Genomic DNA, 22,785 nt, shown 5'->3' on the forward strand with positions numbered 1-22,785 from the left:
CGATTTTAATAGGTTTGTAACATAAAAACCCTTTATTTTTAATAGTTTATGAGTATTTTACTATTTTTTTGATAAGGAATAACAAAAAGTGGCAATTGAATATTAAGTATAATTTGATGAATTTTTACTCTTTTTTACTACATAAAAAAAGGACGATGCTATTACATCATCCTTTTTCTATTAGTACAGTTAAACGAATGAAATTATTTCTTGATACATGCGCGAGAGCAGATATTGCCCATCTGCATATCCGGCTTCCTGAACGGCTTTTGGCATACCGTATACAATACAGGAATCCTCTGCTTCAACAAATACATGTCCTTTGTATTTCTTTACTAAAGCACTGCCTTCCATCCCGTCTACACCCATTCCAGTTAATATAACCGTTAACAGTTTATCAGCGAAGATAGGGGCGGCCGAACGTAGTGATACATCTATACATGGCTTATAAAGTGCCTTATGTTCATCGGAATTAACCACTTTAAAGACAATTGTGCCATCTAGTTTCTTCTCAAAAACGGTTTGGAAACCTGATGGTGCAATATAGATGTTTCCTGGTAAGATTTCCTGTCCATTTTGGGCTTCACACACTTTCAAGTTACACAATGTATTAAACCGTTCCGCCAGCGGTTTCGTAAATCCTGGCGGCATATGCTGTGCCACAACGATTGGAATCGGAAAGTCTGCTGAAAATTTTGGCAGGATCGCTTGGAGTGCAGATGGACCACCTGTAGAGCAACCAATAAATACTAAATCTATTTGACTTTTCTTTATTCTTTTTACTACATTTACTGCCGGCTTTTTACTTGGAGCTGGAGCCTTGGCGGGTTTCTTTGCATCTAGGATCCCTTTTAAACGCATGATGAATTCTTCTGTCAGAGCATTACCCACTCGATCACGAATAAGATTATCTTTTAAGAAGAAATCAACCGCTCCAAATTCCAACGCCTGAATCGTTTCCTTTGCTCCCTCACCCGTCCGTGAACTCAACATCACTACTGGAACTGGATTTGTTTTCATAATTTTTTCTAATGCCTCAATCCCGTTCATCTCTGGCATTTCTACATCCATCGTAACCAAATCAGGCTTTAGGCGCTGTACTTTTTCAACTGCCTCAGCCCCATTTCTTGCAATACCCACAATATAAAAATAGGGATCGGTTTCTAATATAATACTTATTGCCCGTCTCATAAAAGCAGAGTCATCAACTACTAATACGCCGTACTTTTTCATTCTAAACAGGTTCCTTTCGATAATAAAAAGTCTTGTCTGAGTCTACTTTTTTAAATCCCAAGGTTGTATCTGTTATGGATTCTGCATGGCCTAGAAACAAGTAACCACCGGGTGATAAAAGTCGATATAAACTACGTAAAATCCGTTTTGTCGTTTCTTGATCAAAATATATTAATACATTTCGACAAAAAACCACGTCCACCTCTCCGATTTCAGTCATTTTTTTCTCTTCGAGGAGATTTAATGATTCAAACTGTACCATTTTTTGAATCGATGGTTGAACCTGATAGCCGTTATCTTCATGTATAAAATATTTCTTCAGTAAATTTTCTGGGATTCTTCGAAAAGCGAATGACCCTTGGTGATACCAGCCCTTTTCCGCTTTTTCCAGTACCTTTTTATTAATATCTGTTGCGATAATCTTCACTGTTCCCGGTAAAAATTTACCAGATTCATGAATTAACATCGCTAATGTATAGGGCTCCTCCCCTGTAGAACAAGCAGCACTCCATATTTTCACCGGTCTGCCTTGATTTTTTTCTTTTAATTGTGGAAGAATTGACATACAGCATTCATTTAACTGATTTTCTTCACGATAAAAATAAGTCTCATTAATCGTTAAAATTTCCACTAAAACATCCCATTCTTGAGCTGTTTGTTTCAAATAGGCACAATATTCCCAAGGGGTAAGAGTTAACTCGTTTAACCGTTTTGAGATCTTATCTTTGAGGATGTCCAGTCTGTCTGTATACCTTAGCCCGCAGTAATCATAAATCATTTGACTTAGTTTTGATAATCCGATATCTTGCACATCTATCACCTTTTCCAGTGAGCATTTGTAGAGATAAAAATTTGATAATATTCTTTCAAAATGATGAAACAATCGTCATGATTTATTATAAAACTACTGGATAAAGCGATACACGTCAATTGAATTTTTTTATTAATTTTCATCCGAATTGATTAATTGTTTTTGATTTATTTTGATAGAATGTATCAAAAATGGTAATTGTTTTTACTTGACTGAAAGCTTTCAAAAAACTTTATTGTCGTTTTATTTTGATTGATTTACAATAGCATTATTAACTTTAACATCAAAAGGAGAAAATTATGTCTGGTTTGTCTGGTATTCTCGGAATTTTAGTCGCACTTATTGCAATTGGGGTTGGGATGGTTTTAAAAGGTGCTCCATTAGCTTCATTGTACAACCCAGCCGCATATTTGATTATTTTTGGAGGAACACTTGCTACTCTTTTAATTGCATTTCCTTTTAGTGAATTTAAGAAGTTTCCTATATTATTAAAAATCGCCATGTTGGAACCAAAGCTCCCTTCTAAGCTAGATCAAATATCCGAATTAGTGAAGTGTGCGGAAGTTGCGAAAAGAGAAGGTATTTTAGCACTAGAGGAAATCGCCAATAATACGAATGACCCTTTTTTCAAAAAAGGACTTGAACTTATTATTGACGGAAGTGATATTGATTTCGTTGAAGAAGTATTAATGGAGGAAATTGGCGCCATTGATAAACGGCATAAAACTGGTGCCCTTATTTTTACACAGGCAGGCACTTATGCCCCAACTTTAGGAGTACTCGGTGCCGTAGTAGGTCTTGTTGCTTCACTTGGAAATTTAAATGATGTAGATAAACTAGGTCATTCTATTGCAGCGGCATTTATCGCAACTCTCCTTGGAATATTTTCCGGCTATGTTTTATGGCACCCGATTGCTACGAAATTAAAACGGATTTCAAAGAAAGAGCAAGATTTAAAGATGGTTACAGTAGAAGGATTACTTTCAATCTGTAATGGACTTTCTCCTAGTGCCTTAGAAAAAAAATTAATTGTATACATTGATCCAAAAGAACGTAAAAAGTTCGAGAAGAAAAACGGGGAAGATGCGAATGAGCAAACGGCGTAGACATCTAGAAGAAGAGCATGAAGAACATATTGATGAATCTTGGTTAATTCCTTACGCTGATATCTTAACTCTATTATTAGCATTGTTTATTGTATTATTTGCTTCCAGTGAAGTTGATAAGGCTAAATTTCAATCTATTATGGACGGATTTAAATCAGAATTTACTGGTACAAAAATTGAAAATGATCAATCGGGGCTTACGATTCAAAAGCAGGGTGAAAAAGAAGAGTCTGAATCAACATCACCTGCTGAAACGCCGGAACCTGAAAAGAGCGCAGAAGATATCGAACTGGATAACTTAAAGCAACAACTTCAGGCATATGTTACAGCAAATGGCCTTGAGGCGATGGTTTCTCTTCAAGAAACAAGACGTGGCGTTGAAATTGCTTTAAAGGATGTCCTGCTATTTGACTCCGGAAAAGCCATCCTGAAGGAAAGCTCCTATCCAACATTGGATGCCTTTGTTAATTTATTTACTACCTTACCAAATCCGATTAGTATTGAAGGCCATACAGATGATGTCCCAATTGGAAATGCTGCATACCCAACAAACTGGGAACTATCCTCTGCAAGAGCTGTGAGCGTTCTTCATTATTTTGCATCAAAAAATATTCCGAATGAACGGATGCAGTTTACCGGTTTTGGTGAATTTCAACCAATTTATCCGAATGATACGGATGAACATCGCCAGGAAAATCGCCGAGTAAACATTGTCATACTAAGGGAAAATAAATAAGAAATGGCCTGATCTTTTTGATCAGGCCATTCTTATTTTTCGATTGCAACTGCTTGACTACCCATTTCCATCCAAGCTTCAATAAAGCTTTGCCGCTCTACTTTCCTATTTTTATAGCCAAAGGGATCATTGACATAGATATAATTTTGATCGTAGCCTGTAATGACAACGCTGTGAACACTAAAGGTGATATTTATTGGCCCTTGTGGAGTATCCCATTTTTGAAATTCAGCACCTGGAGCCATATTCCCCGTCGTAATTACCCAAACAGGTATTCCTCTGCCCACTTTTCTAAGTAAATCCTCAAAGGGACTATTGGTTAAGTTAACTGCTTTTTCTCCCACATATTCTTTCGTTAATTCGAAAATCGGACCATTATAAACGGATAATCCTGGACCATCCACCATATTTCCGACAAAACCAATTTGTGGATTTCCTTTTCTTTTATCAGGATATTCCATTGGAACATACGGGATTTTCTCAGCTAATTCATTTTTCGTTACCATGATTCCATTGTATTGGAGAAGCATCGCCAAACTAGTCACTTCACAACCTTTTGTTAAATATGGTGCATCGAACTGGTTCAGGAGCGGAACATCTAACAATTTATTGCTTGGTAAAAAGGACTCTTTTTCCACGATTCCGATATCACGGGCTAGTAAGGTAGTTCGTTCATTTTTATAAAATGGCAGCATCTGAGCGATTTTTTCCGCTAATGTATGGTCGGTATTAAAATAGATGACCGAAAAAACGATGCTGCCAACAACCCATTTCTTCAATGATGACACATCCTTGCAAGTACATACTTTTTGACTCTATATCTATAAATATATCAAAAAGTATAGGAAAAAGGATCTATAATTTTTTTACCATTTGTACCTGCTCGGTCGAAATCGAAAATCCATTCACCAGTAAATATTCGGTTACTGGGTTAGAAACAGGAGCATTGACGGTAGTAAAAGTAACGGAACCTTTTGCCTGATTTGCAATCTCTGCAAAAATACCCTGTATTTCTTCTGGTCCTTGGAAAAGCTCAAGCTGATATAAAAATACTTTTTCTAGCTCCCCTTCTTGATTCCAAATACGTTTATATAAAGCGTAACCAAGGAGATTGTCATTCTGATCAAAATAAATTTGTGCTTCACCTGATTTCACACTTTGCCATTGGCACTGCCATGGTGCGTATTCTTTGTAGTATGTCATTGTTGCCAGTTGCTCTGGCCGAATAGATTTTGTTTGCATTGCCTCATTTCTAGTTAATTCAGGAGTCCCACTCATGAACACAAGTGAATCGGTTACTTTATAGCCAAATTTCTCATATAACCGGATTGCTTTTTCATTTTCTTTAATGGCTTCGAGAGCGGCAACTTCAACACCCGCCTCCTCATAGATCTTCAAAGTTTCCTCCATTATTAATCGTGAAACACCCTTGCCACGATATAGAACTGCGACCCCCGTTCCGCCATTCCAAGCAGTTTTTTTCCCTTCAATAGTGCGAAAACCATTGACGACAATCGCCACGGGCTGTTCATTATCAAAAACGACAAATGATTGACGGAGCGATAACCCTTCATTGACCAACCTTGTGAAGAATAATTCTGCCGTCGTTTCCATTTGAACAAAATATCCTTCAAAACCGCGATTCCATGCGGTTACCATCTCTTCAGGCGTACATTCTGTTAATCTCTTAATAGTGAAATTCATTTATATTCCTCCTTAAAATTAAAATGCTGTGATACATCTTGGTTTTTCCAATACGGCAAATAACTGATTCATTTTCATCCAGTCATCGGGATGAGAAAGTGTTGCTTTTCCAAAAAAGTATAACTCCTTAAATGTTACAACTCCCATCAGCAACGAAGAAAAATCGGAAATATCCATTGATAATTCCAAATCATAGTCACCATTTTCAACCAGTTTCATCCAACCATCATTGACGTGAAGAATGTGCTTCTGATTATTTTGAGGAAGAAATGTATCCTTAATATCTAGTTTCAACCTCGTATTGACATGATTAAAGTTATGTTCCTCCAACTCTTCAAAAATCCCTTTGACATTAATGATCCGATACATCAGGCCAACACCGGATGTATTGCTTTCATGATAAACGCTCGGAATTAAATGATTAGAGCCATTCCGTGGATCTTCGATGAGAAAGTGGGCGTTTTCTTCTTGTGTATTCCAGACCACCCTATTTACTTGGTCAGCTTGTGTATGTAGGAAGTTGCTTAATTGCAATAATGCTTCGGGAGATTCATAGATAAATTCTTTTATGATGAGGTCGTTATGGACGAAATTCGTTTCGCTTTTTTTCGCGAACGAAAAGAGAATATACCCACTCATTTGCGACCCTTCTTCAAAGCCGATCAAAGTATTATCTGGATTGGAAAACATTGCATCTAATTCAACTTCTGTCTTTATGAACATGCCATGAGTATTTATTACATAACGCGTATAACAATGCTTAACTTTTTCTTTGTCTGCTGAAGTTAAGTATTTCAGACCAAATTTTGATTTGCTCATTGGAAAACTTCCTGGTTTAAATTGGAATTGATGAATCTTCGGCCCATAACCGAATCCCATCTTTTTATAAAAGTCCGGTCGAAATGGATAAAGCGCTACCATGTTGACACCTTTTTCTAAAAACATTGTAAGGAATGCTTCAATTAACTCCTTCGCCACTTTTTCCTTTTTATGAAGTAAATCAACCGCTACTTGACCAACTCCGCCGACAACGATGATTTTTGAGAACAAATTCATTTGATAATAATGGATCCTCATCCCGCCTAATAATTGCTTTTCGCGAAATAATCCATAAAAATCAATCGAAGGATCATTGGATTGCCGATCAATCATTCGAGACAGAAGCTTTTCTTTAAACTCAGGTGTGCGATCCTTCATGGCACCCGGATAGGCATTTATCACAATTTCAACAAATTCTTTTAAATCAGCATACGTTAATTTTCTAATCTCACTCACTACACAAACACCTACTTTTGTAATTTTGCGAAAATATAGAGTTCATTATTATTTTACACCCTTACTCGCGAGATTTGGTGTTTTACTCGCGAGAATTTTGGGTTTACTCGCTAAAAATATTTCTCTACTCGCGAAATTCCCCCTTTTACTCGCCAAGAGAAGAAAAACAAGCCCAGCCAGAAACAACACTTCCGGCTGGGCTTGCTCAATAGTTATTTTACGCCTAAAGGTACAACGCGCTGGCCGATTGCCGCAATTAATTCTTTTGGCATTGGGAAGCTCAAGGCGGCAGGATCCTTCATCACCGCTGGTATCGTTGCCCGCAATGCTTCTTCCGAAATATTATATTCTTTGAAATCAGCCGGAAGGCCCACTTTATGCTGCAGTAAGCGAATTTTTTCAACAACCTTTGCCAAAGCAGCCTCTGCTGGCTCATCTTTCACATCCACATCCAACGCAGCTGCAAGCTCATACACCTTGGGAAGGTACAACATCGGCACCATTTCCATGACAACTGGAAGGAACACAGCATTTGCTAATCCATGTGGAATTCGGAACAAGGCGCCATAGGCGTGTGCCATATTGTGAACCGGGATCGCATTAAGGGCAAAGCTAAAAGCGCTAATTCCCATTAAACTTGCTTGCAATAAATCCATTCTCGCAGACAAATTCCCACCATTAGCGACTGCAACCGGGAGATTTTTTTCAATTAACCGGATTGCGTGCAACGCATGTGCGTCTGTCAGCGCGGTTGCAGTCGGGGAAGCAAGTGCTTCAATCGCATGTGTTAGGGCATCAAACCCTGTAAAGGCCGTAATCACTGGTGGAAGACCAACTGTTAAATCAGGATCAAGAATCGCCATATCCGCACTAAGAAACGGATTAATGATATTTGTTTTCATTTGAATATCTTCATTAAAAATAACGGCGATTGGGGAAACTTCTGATCCCGTTCCAGCGGTGGTTGGGATCGCAATATGTGGAATCGGAATATGATTCGCTTTTGGAAACTGCTCGTATAAAAGTCCGCCTGGAATGGCCTCCTTGATATCGGACAACCCTTTGTGAATGGCATATTTTACCCCTTTGACCGTATCTAGTACACTACCGCCGCCAACAGCTAATAGGGCATCACCGCCGACTTCCTTCACATAGCGAACAGCGTCATTGATGCAGCGGCTCTCTGCATCTTGACTGATATCAAGATATTGACCAACAAGCTGTGGACCGCTGCCATGTCCGGTTAATTGGAAAATTTCAGCCACCTTGCTGACGACACCCGCTTTTTCTAAACCTCTGTCACTCAAAAGGACCACTCTTTTTGCACCGAGACCAGCAAACAAGCTTGGTACCATCGCCCGTGAATTTGAACCGCTGTAAATTCCCGTACGAAGCATAAACTGTGATAAGGTAGTTTTCATCTTATACACCTCTTCCTTAGTTTTGGCCAAACAGTATTCCATACCAGCTTTTTCTTTCCAGCTCGGGTGCCATTGATGTGTGAACATGCTTGACCTGTGTATAGGCGTCAAGCGAGTGCTTACCCATTTCCCTGCCGATACCACTTTGCTTATAACCGCCAAATGGTGCATCGTTTCTCAGCATATGCCAGTCATTGATCCAAACGACACCTGCCTGAAGCTTTCTTGCCACCTTATAAGCTTTGTTGACATCGCCTGTCCAAACTCCTGCCGCTAAACCATAAATCGAATCATTCGCCATTCGAATGGCTTCATCTAAATCGGAATAGCGGATGACGGATAACACAGGACCAAAGATCTCTTCTTGGGCGATTTTCATATCATTCGTGACATTGGCAAAAATCGTTGGCTCAATAAAATTCCCTTCTTCGCAGCCAGCAACCTGCACTTCTTTTCCGCCGCAAACTAGCGTTGCCCCCTCCTGTTTACCAGCCTCAATATATGATAGGATCGTTTCCTTTTGTTTCTTTGAAATAACCGGACCTACATCTGTGGCAGGATCGAGCGGATTCCCAAGCTTTAATTTACTGGTTAACGCAACAAGGCCAGCCACTACCTGGTCATACATCGAATCTGGAACAAACAAGCGGGTTCCTGACTCACATAGCTGGCCAGAATGTAAGAACACACCAAAAAGACTGCCTGGCAGAGCGATGCTTAAATCCGCATCCTCTAATAGAATATTAGGTGATTTTCCGCCAAGCTCTAACGTTGTATTTTTTATCGTATTGGCTGATAGTCCCATGATTCTCCTGCCAACCTCTGTTGATCCAGTAAAAGCAACCTTATCAACTTTCGGATGATTGACAAGTGCTTCCCCAACATCAGCCCCCGGTCCACTAACAACGTTAATCACACCTGGAGGGACAACCTTTGAGATAATTTCAGCAAGCTTCAACGTTGATAAGGGAGTATAGCTTGCTGGCTTAAGGACAACGGTATTTCCCATTGCTAATGCCGGAGCAATTTTCCAAGTGGCAATCACCATCGGTAAATTCCAAGGCGTAATCGCGGCACAAACCCCAATCGGCTCCCGCCAGATGAAATTATGAGCTGGTCCCGGAAATGGCGGAACTGGCAATGTCTCGGAATATGGATATTCGAGTGTAAAATTCGCCATTGTTTGAAATAAATCGACCATTTGTAAAATGTCATTACTGCTTATACGGCGGACTGTTCCGCCTGAGCTAATAGATTCCAAGTAGGTTAATTCTTCGGCATGTTGGGCAATTTGGTAGGAAATCGCATACAAAATGCCTGCACGGTCTTTTGGATTCATATTTTTCCATTCAGTGTTATCAAAGGCATCTCTAGCAGCTTGAACGGCTTTGTCAACGTCTGCAACAGTTCCTTTAGCAACTTTCGCAACGAGCTGGCCATTGGCTGGATTGAAGACATCAAAGGTTTCTTGACTACTTGCAGGCTCCCACTTTCCATTGATGAAAAGTGGAAATGTTTGGACATCAACATGTACTGTCATCATCGTTCCTCCTCTAATTTACAAAACTCCAAGTTCACTTTCTGTCGATCTATAAATCTCTTCAATTTTTTTGCCTTTTGCCCGAGCTAATACCTCCATCCGTACTGAAAGCTGTTTAAGCGTGAAGTTCATTACCTCTTCAGGATTACCACCAAACGAACTAACCTCCTTTCCTTGGATACCTTCTTGATTTAATCTCAGTGCTAACGGGGTTAACTCCTGCATTTTTGCTGCAACAAAATCAAAGAGATGCGGATGTTCACAAATTAAACGCTGCAATAGGTAGGTCCCATAACCAATATGTCTGGATTCGTCCTTTTTCAAATTTCCCACACCTTCTAGGAGACCTGGCATAATCCCTGCAGTCTCTAATGCCTGATAAAACGAAAAGTATCCCGTTTCAGCCAATACTCCTTCAACAAACATATTGTAGACAACCGAGGCTTCGGCAATCGCTTCAGGTGATTGATCTGTGACAAGGCGCTCCATTGTGGTTGGCAGAATTTCATAAAAGATTTTCTGATAGGTTTCGGTATGAAAATGAGAGAGGTCCCCTCTTTCACCAATCGCATTTAAAACGAGCCGGAAAAATTCTGTATGCTTTGCTTCTTCATATAAAAAAGTGGTTAAGAACATTTCTTCTTCGAGACGCCCTTCTTTGGCAATCGCCATAATAAGCGGGAGCAGATCCAGGGTAACGGCTTCCTCCCCAGCCTGAAATTGCGAAATCAAGCGTAATATATCTTCCTGCTGTTCAGCATTAAGTGTCTTCCAGTCCCGCTGATCCTGACTAAAATCAATGTCAGCAGGATTCCAGGTTCCTAGCCTTTTTGCCTTTTGAAATAATCGAAATGGGAAACTGTCCTCTAGTAGCCCTCGTTTACTTGTTGTTAAAATTGTTCTTTTCTCCATCTTCTTACTCCTCTCATTTAATAGATTTCTAGTTCAGACACGCTTTTGCGCAGATGTGTTTTTAAAATCTTGCCAACACCATTCCTTGGCAGCGTATCAAGAAAAACGACTCTTTTAGGCGTCTTATTTTTCGCTAAATGATCCTGACAAAAAGCGATTAATTCTTCCTCTGTGGCCGATATACCTGGTTTCAATACAACACACGCGACCATTTCCTCCCCCATTTTTTCATGAGGAACACCAACCACGGCCACTTCGGAAACGCTTTCATTTTTATTCAAAATTTCTTCTACATCTCGGGGGTAGAGATTAAAACCTCCTCGGATGATGAGATCTTTTTTCCGGTCCACAATATAGACATAGCCCTCATCATCTACGCGTGCCATATCTCCTGTATGTAACCAGGAATCCTTTAATACCCGTTTCGATTCTTCTTCATTTTGAAAATATCCAGGTGTTACATTCTCACCGCGGACAAGCAGCTCGCCAACCTCTCCTATCGGGACCACAACACCATTGTCATCAACGATTTTCACTTCCACACCAATGATTGGTATACCAACAGAGCCTGGTTTAATTTCAATCCCCTTTTTATGCGCCGTTACAACTGGTGCTGCTTCCGATAGCCCATAGCCTTCATAAACCTTTGCGTTGAACTTTTTTTCAAATGCATAAAGCAATGCAACCGGGAGAGGGGCCGAGCCCGAACCGACTGACTCTAGACTTGCGGTATCAAAGCGGTCTGCTTGCGGATATGCGACTAGTGCGTGTATCATTGCCGGCACAGCTGAAAAGGTTTTGACTTGATATTGCTCAATTGTTCCTAATACTTCTGCAACATCAAATTTGGAAAATACAACGATTGAGCTACCAGTTAATAAACAAATATTTGAAACTGTTAGACCGTAAACATGGGCAAGCGGCAGGACTCCAATCGTGGTTCCCCGCTCTGTTTCATTATGTTTGCTTGAATTTTCTGCGTTGGAAGATAAATTTTTGTGGGTTAACAGGACCCCTTTGGGATTACCCGTTGTTCCTGAAGTATAAAGAATGACAGCTGTATCATCTGCTTTTACTGCTGCACTCATTGAGGATTCCGAGTGATTGACTGATGTCATCACATCATAGAAGTTCGTTACATCTTCACCGGAGGGCTGATCTACCACTACTAATAATGGTTTTTCAGGAAGTCCTTCTAGTGCTTTTTCAACATTTTTTAAGACCATCGAGGAAGTGATGACTGCTTTAGCTCCAGAGTTTAGAGCAATATAATGTAGTTCTTTTGGATGTAGCGTAAACATAACTGGGACAATGATGGCACCGGCTCGTGTAATTCCCTGATAAGAAAACAGTACCTCTGGGCAATTGGCCATACAGACCATCACCCGATCACCATTCGTGATCCCATTCTTACGTAATCCATTCGCTAATTGGTCTGCATATTGCCTTGTTTCCACATTCGTGAATTGCCTATCTTGATAATATAAGAAAGGATATTCACCATACTGAGCAATATTAGTATCAAGCAGATCATTAAGTTTCATAAAATCCCCCCAAATATAACTTATTCCAAATAGTGGAATGCTCGTCCTATAAACTATATTTATTTGGAACGACGAATATGAATAAATTTTACTAGAAAAATCCCCCTTGTTTAAACAAAAGTGCTGTTTCGACAAGGGGGATTTGTGTTAAAAATTTTTTGAACTTATTTTTTTACTTTAATAGGGACAACTTTCCCATCTTCGATTGCTCCAACTTCTAGATTGGCTTCAAACCCGCCATCTTCACCAATTTTTGGAATATCATAGACTTTATAATCATCTGCTAGGTTGTCCAACCCATCCTGCATAGCCGCACGGATTTTTTCAGCATCATCAACAGAGCCTGCTGCCTTCATTGCTTCAACGAATACATGCGTAGCAATATAATTTAAAGCTGCTTCAGATCCAGGATTTTCACCATGCTCTTCCTTATATTTCTTCACAAGACGATCAACTGCAGCAGCATCTGAATCAACAAATGGAAGAACACCAATAGATCCGTTTAGCATATCATAACCACCAGTAACGGTTTGCATCTCATCAAACTTGGCCTGATCCATTACAATGAAGCCGCCCTTAAAGCCAAGCTCTCTCGCTTGCTTTGCTACCTTCGCAGTTGGTTCTGAGGCACCACCGATGAAAAGTACATCTGGCTTTTCTTTCAAGGCATTTGTGATGATCGTGAAGAAATCTGTATCCTTAGCGAAGTCAATGGCTGAATTGTAAACAACCTTACCGCCTTCTTTTTCCCAATGCTCTTTCAAATGTTCGGACCAGTCTTTTCCATACTGAGAAGCTGTTGGCAAGAATGCAATCTTCTTCCCGAATTTTTCCATTTGATAATCTGTGAATGGCTTTAAGTAGCCAGCGTAGCTTGGAGGAATACGAACTGTCAATTTGTTTCCAACCTCTGTGATCTTTGGCTCACTTGAATAAGCACCAATGATAAACTTTTCTTGTTGATTGAATACCTGAAGGGCAAAAACGCCGCCACTATGAGGTGTAAAAATAATTGGCGTTTTATTTTCTTGAATTAATCTTTTTGCATTGGCACCTGCTTCATTTGGCAGATATTTATCATCTAATGAAACAATATTCAGCTTATATTTCTTACCATCTACTTCAAAACCGCCTGCTTCGTTTACTTCCTCAGCAGCCATCTTAACACCATTTAATGTCCGCTCACCATAAAATGCTGCCGGTCCGCTTAATGGCCCCGTATAACCAATGTTAACAGTCCCAACGTCTCCAGAATCTTTATTATCCTTTGAGTCGCCTTCTCCTGATGTATTCGTTGATGAACTATTACATGCAGCCAAACTGAAAACTAATACGAATATTAAACTTAATGTTAAAAGCCATTTCATCTTTTTCATGATTTACCCCCTCATATTTTTAAAATTCAAGCAAAAGATGTGGTGTAGGACTAGCAACCACCCCCTTAAAATCGAATCATACTTATGCTCCTATGTATGCCTTACGAACTTCATCATTCGCAAATAATTCAGCTGAAGTTCCTTGAAGCACAATCGAGCCATTTTCAAAAACATAGCCTTTATCAGCAATTTTCAAGGCTGCGTTAGCATTTTGTTCAGCCAGCAAAATCGTTGTACCCTCACGATTGATTTGCTGAATGACATCAAACATCTGCTCAACAATCAATGGAGCAAGTCCGACTGATGGTTCGTCGAGAAGCATCAGCTTTGGTTTTGACATTAAGGCTCTGCCGATGGCTACCATTTGCTGCTGCCCGCCGCTCAGTGATCCGGCAGCATCATTTCTTTTTTCATGGAGAATCGGAAATAATTCGTATACATGATCTAAGGATTTTTTTATTTCATCTTTTCTTCGTCTATGAACGAAAGCTCCCAATCTCAGGTTTTCCTGAACGGTCATAGATGGGAACAGTTTACGGCCTTCAGCACATTGCCCGATTCCTAACTGGACAATTTGGTCCGCCGACCGTTTATTAATGGAAGTACCTTCAAATAGAACTTCACCCACTGAAGGCTTACTTAAACCGCTAATGGTGCGAAAGGTCGTACTTTTTCCAGCACCATTTGAGCCTAATAAAACGACAATTTCTCCTTTTTTTACCTCAAAATTGATGTCATGGACGGCTGTAAAACTACCGTATTTGACAGAGACATCTTGTAATTTAAGCACTGGCGCTCCCTCCCAAATAGGCTTTAATAACCGTTTCATTATTTTGTATTTCCGCTGGTTTCCCTTCAGCTATCTTTTCGCCGTAGTTTAACACCATGATCTTATCTGCTAGTTTCATAATCATTTGCATTTTATGCTCAATTAGACAAACCGTAATTCCCTTTTTAACCATTTTTTTCATTAATTCTGCTAAACCTTCCGTTTCATCCGGGTTTACCCCAGCTGCAGGTTCATCTAAGAAAACAATTTCAGGATTTGTTGCAAGTGCCAACGCAAAGGCTGTACGTTTTTTCTCCTCTTGCGTCAAGCCGCCAACTGGTTTAAACGCTACATCTTGTAAATTAACAAACTCAATAACTTCTATTGCTTTTTCCCTGCAGATTGCCTCTTCCCTTTTTAAACGCTTCGTCCGAAAGATTGCATCAAATAGATTGGAATTCGTTCGTAGCCGGTGTCCAACAATCACATTATCTAAAAGGGTTGATTGTTCAAATAGATTAGTTGTTTGAAAGGTCCGGGCCATTCCAAGCTTTGCTATTTTATTTGAGGGTAATTTAGTAATATCTTGACCTTTAAAAATAACTTGTCCTGAAGTAGGGTTATGGAAACCGCTTATTAGGTTAAAGAAGGTTGACTTTCCTGCACCATTCGGGCCGATAATCGCATTAATTTTTCCTTGCTCAATAGCAAAATCGACATTATTAACCGCAACTAAGCCGCCAAATCTTTTTGTTAAATTCTTTGTTTCTAAAAAAGTCATGACTACCCCTCCTTTACCTGTTTTTCAGTAATCGGTCCCGCCTTTACAATAGATAGATCTCTACCTTGAAATGTACGTTTTGCCTTGCGTTTCTGAATAAAATTGCTAATTGCTCCAACTATGCCCGATGGATAGAAGATGATCAGTAATGTTAACAATGGACCAAAGATGAGCATCCGGTAATCTTGTAAAAATTGTAGTTGCTGTGAAAGCACAACGATAAGAATCGTTCCAACAATTGGACCTGATAACGTTCCAATTCCGCCAACCATTAAATAAGTTAGAAAATCAAACACAACGACTGTTGAGCCGATATCTGGTCCGATAAACCGTACAAATGAAGCATACAAGGCACCAGCTAATCCAGCAAAAATAGTCGAGATAACAAAGACAATTAATTTATTTTTCGTAGTAGAAATACCTATCGTCTGAGCCAAATCCTCACTATTCCGAATCGCGATATAAGTTCTCCCTGACAAGGAATGGACAATTCGATACATGATAAAAATCGTAAGAAGTAAGAAAAACAAAATTAAGTAATAATGAGACGTTTGTGTTTCAAAAGATAAGGGTCCGATGTTGGCCGGTGCTGGAATACCAATCAGTCCGCGGACACCCTCTGTTAACGATTCCCATTTATCGATGACGAGATAAATGATATAACCTACGCACATTGTATAGATGGAGAAAGCGTGTTCTTTTGTTTTTAATGAAATTAAACCTACTAAGAAACCAAGCACACCTGTTATCACTAGCGATAAAACTAGTGCAAGCCAGAAATTCATCTCTGCTTTTACGGTAAGCAAACCGAGAGAATACGCCCCGATTGCAAAGAAACCGGCATGCGCTAAGGAAAGATACCCCGTATAACCCGCAAGAATATTGATGCCGTAAACACCGATCATCCAAATAAATGATAAAGTCAATACATGAATCAAATAATCATTCTGTGTAATAAGTGGAAAGAGTATCGCAATCACAACTAAAGCTGCAATAATCGTTTTTTTGTTTGCCAACTTCGTCATTAATGTCCCCCCTTTGAGAAAAGTCCGTTAGGTTTAACGAATAATATTACCACCAGGAGAACAAAGGCAATAATGTCCTTGTAATCATTTGAAAGATACGTCGCACCCAAACTTTCACTAAATCCTAGAATGTACCCCCCTAAAATTGCTCCAGGAACACTTCCCATTCCTCCAAGAGTAATGATGACGAAGGCTTTCATAATGACTAAATTTCCCATTCCAGGAAAAACTAGATTGATTGGTGCACTCAATGAGGCAGCAATAGCGGCAAGTCCACCTGAAATCATAAACGTTAACATAATAACTTTGGTCGTATTAATCCCAACAAGGCTTGCCCCCTCGCGATCTTGAGACATCGCGATGATAGTTGCCCCAGTAAAGGTTTTTTTCATGAAAAGAGTTAACAGAATCATGACCACAATCGCCGCAGCGACAATTAGAATACGTTGAACGGTAAGAGTTAAACCAAAAATCTCAACTACTTGTCCATATGGAGTCACCATGCTTTGGTATTCTGCCCCCCAGACATAATGAGCAAAAGCTTCTAGAAATAAGAGAATTCCAATCGCCGCAATCATATCTTGAATAGGCGGGGCCTTTCTCAGAGGATGGAATACCAATCTTTCCATTAATACTCCCAGTAATCCAACTACAAGAATAGAAATAGCGATAGCGATCCAATAATGTAAACCCAATTTTGTCATCACGGTTAAAGTAATGTATCCACCCATCATGTATAAAGCACCGTGGGCAAAATTTGGAATATGTAAGATTCCATATACAAGCGTTAATCCTAAGGCAACCAAAGCATATACGCTGCCAATCGTCAATCCATTAAATAATTGTTGAACTAAGATTTCCATAATTCGCCCCCTTAGTTTGCTTAATCTTTTTGGGAGCCTGGGAGCAACTTCTACGCCCAAGCTACCCACTGAGCACTTTTTCTACTTTTCTACTTTTCTATTTTTTGCTTTTCCTCATCCTGAAGCTGACGCCAGAGGATCTTTCCACTAGAAGTCATCGGAAATTGCTTCCGGAATTCGATCAGCCGCGGATATTTATAAGCAGCCATATGCTCTCTCGACCATTCGATAATTTCCTCTTCGCTAATCTCCCCTTCATACCCTTCATTTAAGATGACAAACGCCTTTACCGTTTCTCCTCTTCTCTCATCGGGTACTCCGACGACACATGCCTGTTGGATCGCGGGATGCTTATAAAGATACGACTCCACTTCTGTCGGCCAAACCTTAAATCCGGAAGCATTAATCATCCGTTTTACCCGGTCAACGATAAAGAAATAGCCTTCTTGGTCGTAACGGCCTATATCCCCTGTCCTAAAAAACCTTTTCCCGTCTAACTCGATAAATGATTGACGATTTTCATCCTCACGGTTATAATAACCAACCATTATTTGCGGTCCGTTGACTATGATCTCACCGACTTCACCGATCCCTAACTCTTTTCCAGTAGCTGGCTCAATAATTCGGGAATCAACATCAAAAGATGGAATTCCTAAACATTGCATTTTAGGCCGCTCAGCAGGATTGAAATGCGTTTGAGCAATTGTTTCAGACAAACCATAGCCCTCAACAAACCTCAATCCGCAAAGATTGAACAGTTTTTCTCCTACCGCTTCTGGAAGAGCAGCACCACCACCTGAAATCGAGGTTAACGAAGCAATGTCCTCTGCCTTTAAATTCGGATTCGCTAGGAAGTCAACAATCATCGTCGCGATGGTTACCCAATGGGTACAGCCCAGAGTTTTTATCAGTTCGACAGCAGTATCACGGTTCCATCTTGTCGTAATCACCATCGTGCTTCCGCTGTAAATTGGCATATGCATACTGTGAACCATCCCGGTTACATGGAAAAGCGGGAGAGTCATCAGATGAACAGCATTTGGAGTTGTCCTTGACCAATAGTAGGCCCCTAATGTGTTTGCTTGGACTGTGCGATTTGTATGCATACAACCCTTTGGCAATCCCGTCGTGCCTGAAGTATATGGAAGAACAGCCAGGTCATCGCCCTTTGCAGTATGTTCACTTGGTGTTAAATTTGCCTGAATCGCGTCCTGCCAGTAGTAATGATTAGCCTTATTAAATACCAGCCTTGCCATTTCTACTTCCTTAGGAAGATTGCCATCAAATTCATTCCCTTTATAATCGGAATAGGCTCCAATTACCAAATTTTCTAGTGAGGTCAAACCTAGTAATGGTCCAACTCGATCGTATAGTTCCTGTCCGATAAGTGCCGTTTTGATTTCACAGTCACGGATGTAAAATTCTAATTCATCGGCAACAAGCATTGGATTGATTGGAACAACAACAGCATTTGCTCTTAAAATCGCATAATAACCAATGACGAACTGGGGTGAATTTTGCATGAACAACAATACTTTTTCCCCTGGTGCCACACTTAACTTTTGCTGCAGGTAACCAGCTAGTGCATTAACTTCTGAATCTAATTGCTCGTAGGAAAGTTTATTTCCATAATAGTAGATAGCAGTTTGATCAGGATAACGACTGGCACTTACCTTTAAATTGTCATATAAAGAAGTATTTGGTACGTTTAAAGACTTGGCGATATTCGGCCAATGTTCATAATGTAAAGTCAGCATCATTTTACCTCCCTAAAACACTTAACATGGTTTCATTCGTCACCATTGAAGTTTACTAGCTTTTTATTCCTGCTAATATCATATCTACATAAATTTCTGACAGCTCTTCTTCTGAAACGGCTCCATTCGGATTAAACCAATAAAAACTCCAATTGGCCATCCCCAATATCCCTAAAGTTACGATGTCAGCCTGACAGCCTGTTATAAATTCACCTTTTTGAATTCCATCCTCGAGAAGCTGTTGGACATTGACCCGGAACTCGTTCCTTTTATTACGAATAGAATCAAAGTTATCTTTCGAAAGATGCCTGATTTCCCGAATAAAAATCCGAGCACTTTGTCGCTTTGTACGAATATTACTTATCAACAAATAGATTATTTCATATAATTTTCTTGTGCAGGTTGTAGCAGGATTCGCTAGTATTTTATCTTGCCTATGAATTAAATCCTCTATATACAATAAATGTATATCCTTTAACAGCTCTTCTTTGCTGGCAAAATAATAGTAGAAGGTCCCCTTTGTTGCTCCAATTGCCTCAACGATATCGTTAATGGAGGTTGATTTGAATCCATTCTCATCTATTAATTTAATTCCTGCTTCCAAGATCCTCTGCTTCATAAAGGCTTCACTCGCGTTCGATAATGGTGGCGATTCCTTGTCCGCCGCCAATACATGCTGCCAATAGCGCATACCTGCCGTTAGTTCTTTTTAGTTCATAAACCGCTTTCGTTGCGAGGATGGCTCCAGTTGCCCCTAATGGATGACCATGGGCAATGGCTCCGCCATTCACATTGACCTTTTCTAAATCCATGTTCAGCTCTCTGTTACACGCTAATACTTGAGCTGCAAAGGCTTCGTTAAATTCAATTAGATCAATTTTCTCCAAAGAGATCCCTGATTTCTCTACTACTTTTCTTACCGCAGGTACTGGTCCGATTCCCATGATATTAGGATCGACTCCAGCTACCGCATATGCTCGGATTACGGCTAATGGAGTCAGATTTAGTTCCTCTGCCTTTTCACGCGACATAATGACTAATGCTGAAGCAGCATCATTTAATCCTGAGCTATTGCCGGCAGTTACAGTACCACCCTTTAGGAAAGCCGGTTGAAGCTTTGATAATGCCTCAAGCGACGTTTGCGGCCTTGGATGCTCGTCCGTTTTAAACACAATTGGTGCACCCTTTTTAACCGGAATGGTAATGGGGACAATTTGTTCATCAAAACGACCCTCTTCCATGGCAATCTTCATTCGCTGCTGGCTGAGATAAGCAAATTCATCTTGTTCTTCTCTCGTAATCTTATATTTTTCAGCAAGATTTTCGGCTGTAATCCCCATTGGCGGGTCACCGATTTCGTCTGTTGAGACTTTCAAATTTGTAAAGCTTGGCGGTGAAGCGCTATATGGCTTTTCTGGACGTTCCATCAAATATGGTGCCCGACTCATGCTCTCGGTACCGCCGGCAATATACACATCACCATCGCCTGCCCAAATGGCCTGAGCAGCTAGATTAATAGCATTGATTCCAGAGCCACACTGTCTATCGACTGTTAATCCTGGCAAATTAATAGATAGACCAGTCTGTAAGGCTGTTAATCTAGCAATATTCCCCCCACCAGATAGTACATTACCAAATAGGACATCATCTATTATTTCAGGATCGATATTCGCTCGTTTTACTGCCTCTTTAATGACCTCTGCTCCAAATACATGTGCTGGAACAGTGGCAAGAGCACTGCCCTGTCTTCCAATCGCTGTGCGTACTGCAGATACGATAACGGCATCTCTTTTCATTTATTTCCCCCCTGAATTCTATAAAATTTCTTCATTTACATCGCATGTGCGCCGCCATCAACCACTAGGACATCCCCTGTCACAAAATTGGAAGCTGGTGCTGCTAAAAACAAGGCAACTCCTTTTAAATCTGAGTCTGAACCAAATTTACCTAATGGAGTCCCTTCAAGAATTCCATTTCCACCTTGTTCGAGCAAACCTTTGGACATTTTTGTTGGGAAAAACCCAGGAGCAATTGCATTGACGAAAATTCCATGTTGTCCCCATTTAACAGCTAAATCCTTAGTAAAGGTGATGACCGCCCCTTTAGAGGCATTATAGCCGACAGCATTCATGTATTTCGGGTTGCTGCCTCCAAGACCTGCCACTGAGGCAATGTTAATAATTTTTCCTGATTGCTGTTCGATCATTACTTTTCCAACAGCTTGTGACATTAAGAAGGTACCTGTGAGATTAACATCAACGACTTTTTTCCAAGCCTCAAGCGGCATCTCTTCTGCAAGTGCCCCCCAAGAAGCACCGCTATTGTTCACGAGAATGTCGATCCGCCCAAAACGCTCTAAAGTCTTCTCTACTACATTTTTGACATCCTCAGGATTAGTGACATCGCATTTTAAAGCGATTGACTCAACGCCAATATTTTTTAACTCTTCACTTACTTCTTGGCAAGCTTCTAGCTTTCTAGAACAAACGACAACATTTGCTCCTGCTTCAGCAAAACCTTCGGCAATTTGGTGTCCCAATCCTCGGCCACCGCCAGTAACAATCGCAACTTTTCCAGTTAAGTCAAATAATTCTTTTACATGCATTGATCTTTCCTCCATATCCTATATGTTTAAATATTAATAGTTCGATATCATCCAACAGGCTGTGTTTAAGCGCTTTCATGCAATCCACTTTACTAGTTAAAATGGGAATTTTTCACATACTAACTAGTCGGTATGTCATTAAAGTAATATTATCCAAAATTTTTAGAATATTCAATGTCTACTTTTGTCGGAAAATTTTCATGTTTATTTCCTTTTGAAAATAAGTTATATTACTATTTTTTTATTGTTCATGTATACAATCTGTTACAAGAAAAAACAGTTAATATTTTTATATTAAAATTATTTATAAATTTATATTTTTTCTACCAAAATCGTCAATACTTGACCGCCGCCTACACATAAAGTGGCAATCCCTCTTTTTACTGTCGCCGTTCTGGTTCAAAATTAGTGTTGTCGTAATTTTTGATCCTCGTAGTTTAAGAGATGGTAAATGGTTTCAAGGACGGGAATATCCACTTCCAATTGCTTCGCTTTTTTGACAATATATCCACATATCGATTCAAGCTCCATGGCTCTTCCACTTAACTTATCTTGCAGCATCGAAGTATGATGATTACGAGCAAATTGTCCTTGTTTGAAAACCACTTCAGCAAAGCTTTCATCAATGTCTAAACCTGCTGCTCTTGCAACGGCTATCGCTTCTTTACAGATAGTTTTGGCTGTTGTATACAAACCCTCATTCTCAAAAATAGCCCCAACTTTTGATTCTACTAAAGCCGTCAACGGATTAAAGGTGACATTCCAAAGCAGTTTTTTCCACTTCATTTCTATTATATTTTTTGAAGTAAATGTTTCGGTGTTAGCGCCATTGAAAAGAGAGCTAATTTCTTCAACTTTGTCAGCTAAATTTTCATCAAGTGCTCCAATGACCAGCCTAGGGGGTACCCCAATTTGTTTTATAACACCGGTTTCTTTTACTACTGCTTGAATATAGGCTGCCGCCGATAAAATTCTATTTTTCCCGAAACGGGAAGCAAGAATTTCCTCATTATCAACGCCATTTTGGAGTGTAAGAATCAAGCAGTCTTCCTTTAAAACTGGAAGTAATTTATCTGCTACTTCATTTGTGGCTGTTGACTTCACACAAAATAACAAGAGGTCCACTGTTGAAAAAAGTTGATAATCATCGGTAAATGTACTTTGGACATGGAAATGTTCTACTTCACTCTCAATCGTTAGACCATTTTCCTGAAAGTATGATAGATTTCCCCCTCGTGCAAAAAAGACTACGTGATTTCCTGCCTTAACTAAATGACCACCGTAATAGCCTCCGACAGCTCCAGTACCTACAATTCCTATTTTCATC

Annotated in this window: 21 protein-coding genes; 2 read left to right on the forward strand and 19 right to left on the reverse strand. The window is 39.9% G+C overall.

The window, feature by feature from the left end; all coding sequences use genetic code 11:
- Nucleotides 1–189: 189 nt before the first annotated feature.
- The gene (locus ACWM35_RS00325; protein ID WP_454814373.1) at nucleotides 190–1,233 is read right to left on the reverse strand and encodes a protein-glutamate methylesterase/protein-glutamine glutaminase; all 1,044 of its coding nucleotides are present in this window, start codon (nucleotides 1,231–1,233) and stop codon (nucleotides 190–192) included.
- Between the two features lies 1 nt (nucleotide 1,234).
- The gene (locus tag ACWM35_RS00330; RefSeq protein ID WP_454814374.1) at nucleotides 1,235–2,044 is read right to left on the reverse strand and encodes a CheR family methyltransferase; all 810 of its coding nucleotides are present in this window, start codon (nucleotides 2,042–2,044) and stop codon (nucleotides 1,235–1,237) included.
- Nucleotides 2,045–2,343: 299 nt separating this feature from the next.
- Between ACWM35_RS00330 and motA the strand changes: the two genes are divergently transcribed.
- Entirely contained in the window at nucleotides 2,344–3,150 is an 807-nt protein-coding gene (gene motA, locus ACWM35_RS00335; protein ID WP_454814375.1) for a flagellar motor stator protein MotA, read from the forward strand.
- A complete protein-coding gene (locus ACWM35_RS00340; RefSeq protein ID WP_454814376.1) occupies nucleotides 3,134–3,886 on the forward strand; it encodes a flagellar motor protein MotB in 753 nt (250 codons plus the stop codon). The genes motA and ACWM35_RS00340 overlap by 17 nt, the downstream gene beginning before the upstream one ends.
- Nucleotides 3,887–3,918: 32 nt before the next feature.
- On the opposite strand, the gene ACWM35_RS00345 is transcribed toward ACWM35_RS00340, so the two are convergent.
- The 17 genes from ACWM35_RS00345 to ACWM35_RS00425 form a co-directional block, all read right to left on the reverse strand.
- Nucleotides 3,919–4,665, reverse strand: coding sequence for a C39 family peptidase (locus ACWM35_RS00345; protein WP_454814377.1), 747 nt, complete (start codon nucleotides 4,663–4,665; stop codon nucleotides 3,919–3,921).
- A 76-nt stretch (nucleotides 4,666–4,741) separates the two neighbouring features.
- Complete coding sequence (locus ACWM35_RS00350) at nucleotides 4,742–5,590, reverse strand: GNAT family N-acetyltransferase (RefSeq protein ID WP_454814379.1); 849 nt, start codon at nucleotides 5,588–5,590, stop codon at nucleotides 4,742–4,744.
- A gap of 18 nt (nucleotides 5,591–5,608) precedes the next feature.
- A complete protein-coding gene (locus tag ACWM35_RS00355) occupies nucleotides 5,609–6,865 on the reverse strand; it encodes a GNAT family N-acetyltransferase (RefSeq protein ID WP_454814380.1) in 1,257 nt (418 codons plus the stop codon).
- A 212-nt stretch (nucleotides 6,866–7,077) separates the two neighbouring features.
- The gene (locus ACWM35_RS00360) at nucleotides 7,078–8,286 is read right to left on the reverse strand and encodes an iron-containing alcohol dehydrogenase (protein WP_454814381.1); all 1,209 of its coding nucleotides are present in this window, start codon (nucleotides 8,284–8,286) and stop codon (nucleotides 7,078–7,080) included.
- A gap of 16 nt (nucleotides 8,287–8,302) precedes the next feature.
- The gene (locus ACWM35_RS00365) at nucleotides 8,303–9,826 is read right to left on the reverse strand and encodes an aldehyde dehydrogenase family protein (RefSeq protein WP_454814382.1); all 1,524 of its coding nucleotides are present in this window, start codon (nucleotides 9,824–9,826) and stop codon (nucleotides 8,303–8,305) included.
- An 18-nt stretch (nucleotides 9,827–9,844) separates the two neighbouring features.
- Nucleotides 9,845–10,738: a R2-like ligand-binding oxidase gene (locus tag ACWM35_RS00370; protein WP_454814383.1), complete on the reverse strand. Its 894-nt coding sequence runs from the start codon at nucleotides 10,736–10,738 to the stop codon at nucleotides 9,845–9,847.
- 17 nt (nucleotides 10,739–10,755) lie between these two features.
- Nucleotides 10,756–12,282 carry a class I adenylate-forming enzyme family protein gene (locus tag ACWM35_RS00375; protein WP_454814384.1) on the reverse strand — a complete coding sequence of 509 codons (1,527 nt, stop codon included), beginning with the start codon at nucleotides 12,280–12,282 and terminating at the stop codon, nucleotides 10,756–10,758.
- Nucleotides 12,283–12,446: 164 nt separating this feature from the next.
- The gene (locus tag ACWM35_RS00380) at nucleotides 12,447–13,658 is read right to left on the reverse strand and encodes an ABC transporter substrate-binding protein (protein ID WP_454814386.1); all 1,212 of its coding nucleotides are present in this window, start codon (nucleotides 13,656–13,658) and stop codon (nucleotides 12,447–12,449) included.
- 82 nt (nucleotides 13,659–13,740) lie between these two features.
- The gene (locus ACWM35_RS00385; protein ID WP_454814387.1) at nucleotides 13,741–14,448 is read right to left on the reverse strand and encodes an ABC transporter ATP-binding protein; all 708 of its coding nucleotides are present in this window, start codon (nucleotides 14,446–14,448) and stop codon (nucleotides 13,741–13,743) included.
- Complete coding sequence (locus ACWM35_RS00390; protein WP_454814388.1) at nucleotides 14,441–15,208, reverse strand: ABC transporter ATP-binding protein; 768 nt, start codon at nucleotides 15,206–15,208, stop codon at nucleotides 14,441–14,443. The genes ACWM35_RS00385 and ACWM35_RS00390 overlap by 8 nt, the downstream gene beginning before the upstream one ends.
- Nucleotides 15,209–15,210: 2 nt before the next feature.
- On the reverse strand, nucleotides 15,211–16,233 hold the full coding sequence (locus tag ACWM35_RS00395) for a branched-chain amino acid ABC transporter permease (RefSeq protein ID WP_454814389.1): 1,023 nt from the start codon (nucleotides 16,231–16,233) through the stop codon (nucleotides 15,211–15,213).
- Complete coding sequence (locus ACWM35_RS00400; protein ID WP_454814391.1) at nucleotides 16,233–17,096, reverse strand: branched-chain amino acid ABC transporter permease; 864 nt, start codon at nucleotides 17,094–17,096, stop codon at nucleotides 16,233–16,235. The genes ACWM35_RS00395 and ACWM35_RS00400 overlap by 1 nt, the downstream gene beginning before the upstream one ends.
- Nucleotides 17,097–17,185: 89 nt before the next feature.
- Nucleotides 17,186–18,853, reverse strand: a complete 1,668-nt coding sequence (locus tag ACWM35_RS00405) for a long-chain fatty acid--CoA ligase (protein WP_454814392.1) — start codon at nucleotides 18,851–18,853, stop codon at nucleotides 17,186–17,188.
- A gap of 55 nt (nucleotides 18,854–18,908) precedes the next feature.
- Complete coding sequence (locus tag ACWM35_RS00410; protein WP_454814394.1) at nucleotides 18,909–19,472, reverse strand: TetR/AcrR family transcriptional regulator; 564 nt, start codon at nucleotides 19,470–19,472, stop codon at nucleotides 18,909–18,911.
- A gap of 7 nt (nucleotides 19,473–19,479) precedes the next feature.
- Nucleotides 19,480–20,649 (reverse strand): thiolase family protein, encoded by a 1,170-nt coding sequence (locus ACWM35_RS00415; protein ID WP_454814396.1) that lies wholly within the window; start codon nucleotides 20,647–20,649, stop codon nucleotides 19,480–19,482.
- Between the two features lie 35 nt (nucleotides 20,650–20,684).
- Nucleotides 20,685–21,458, reverse strand: coding sequence for an SDR family oxidoreductase (locus ACWM35_RS00420; RefSeq protein ID WP_454814398.1), 774 nt, complete (start codon nucleotides 21,456–21,458; stop codon nucleotides 20,685–20,687).
- 405 nt (nucleotides 21,459–21,863) lie between these two features.
- Nucleotides 21,864–22,784, reverse strand: coding sequence for a ketopantoate reductase family protein (locus tag ACWM35_RS00425; RefSeq protein WP_454814399.1), 921 nt, complete (start codon nucleotides 22,782–22,784; stop codon nucleotides 21,864–21,866).
- Nucleotide 22,785 lies beyond the last annotated feature (1 nt).

The organism is Neobacillus sp. K501, assembly GCF_053749995.1.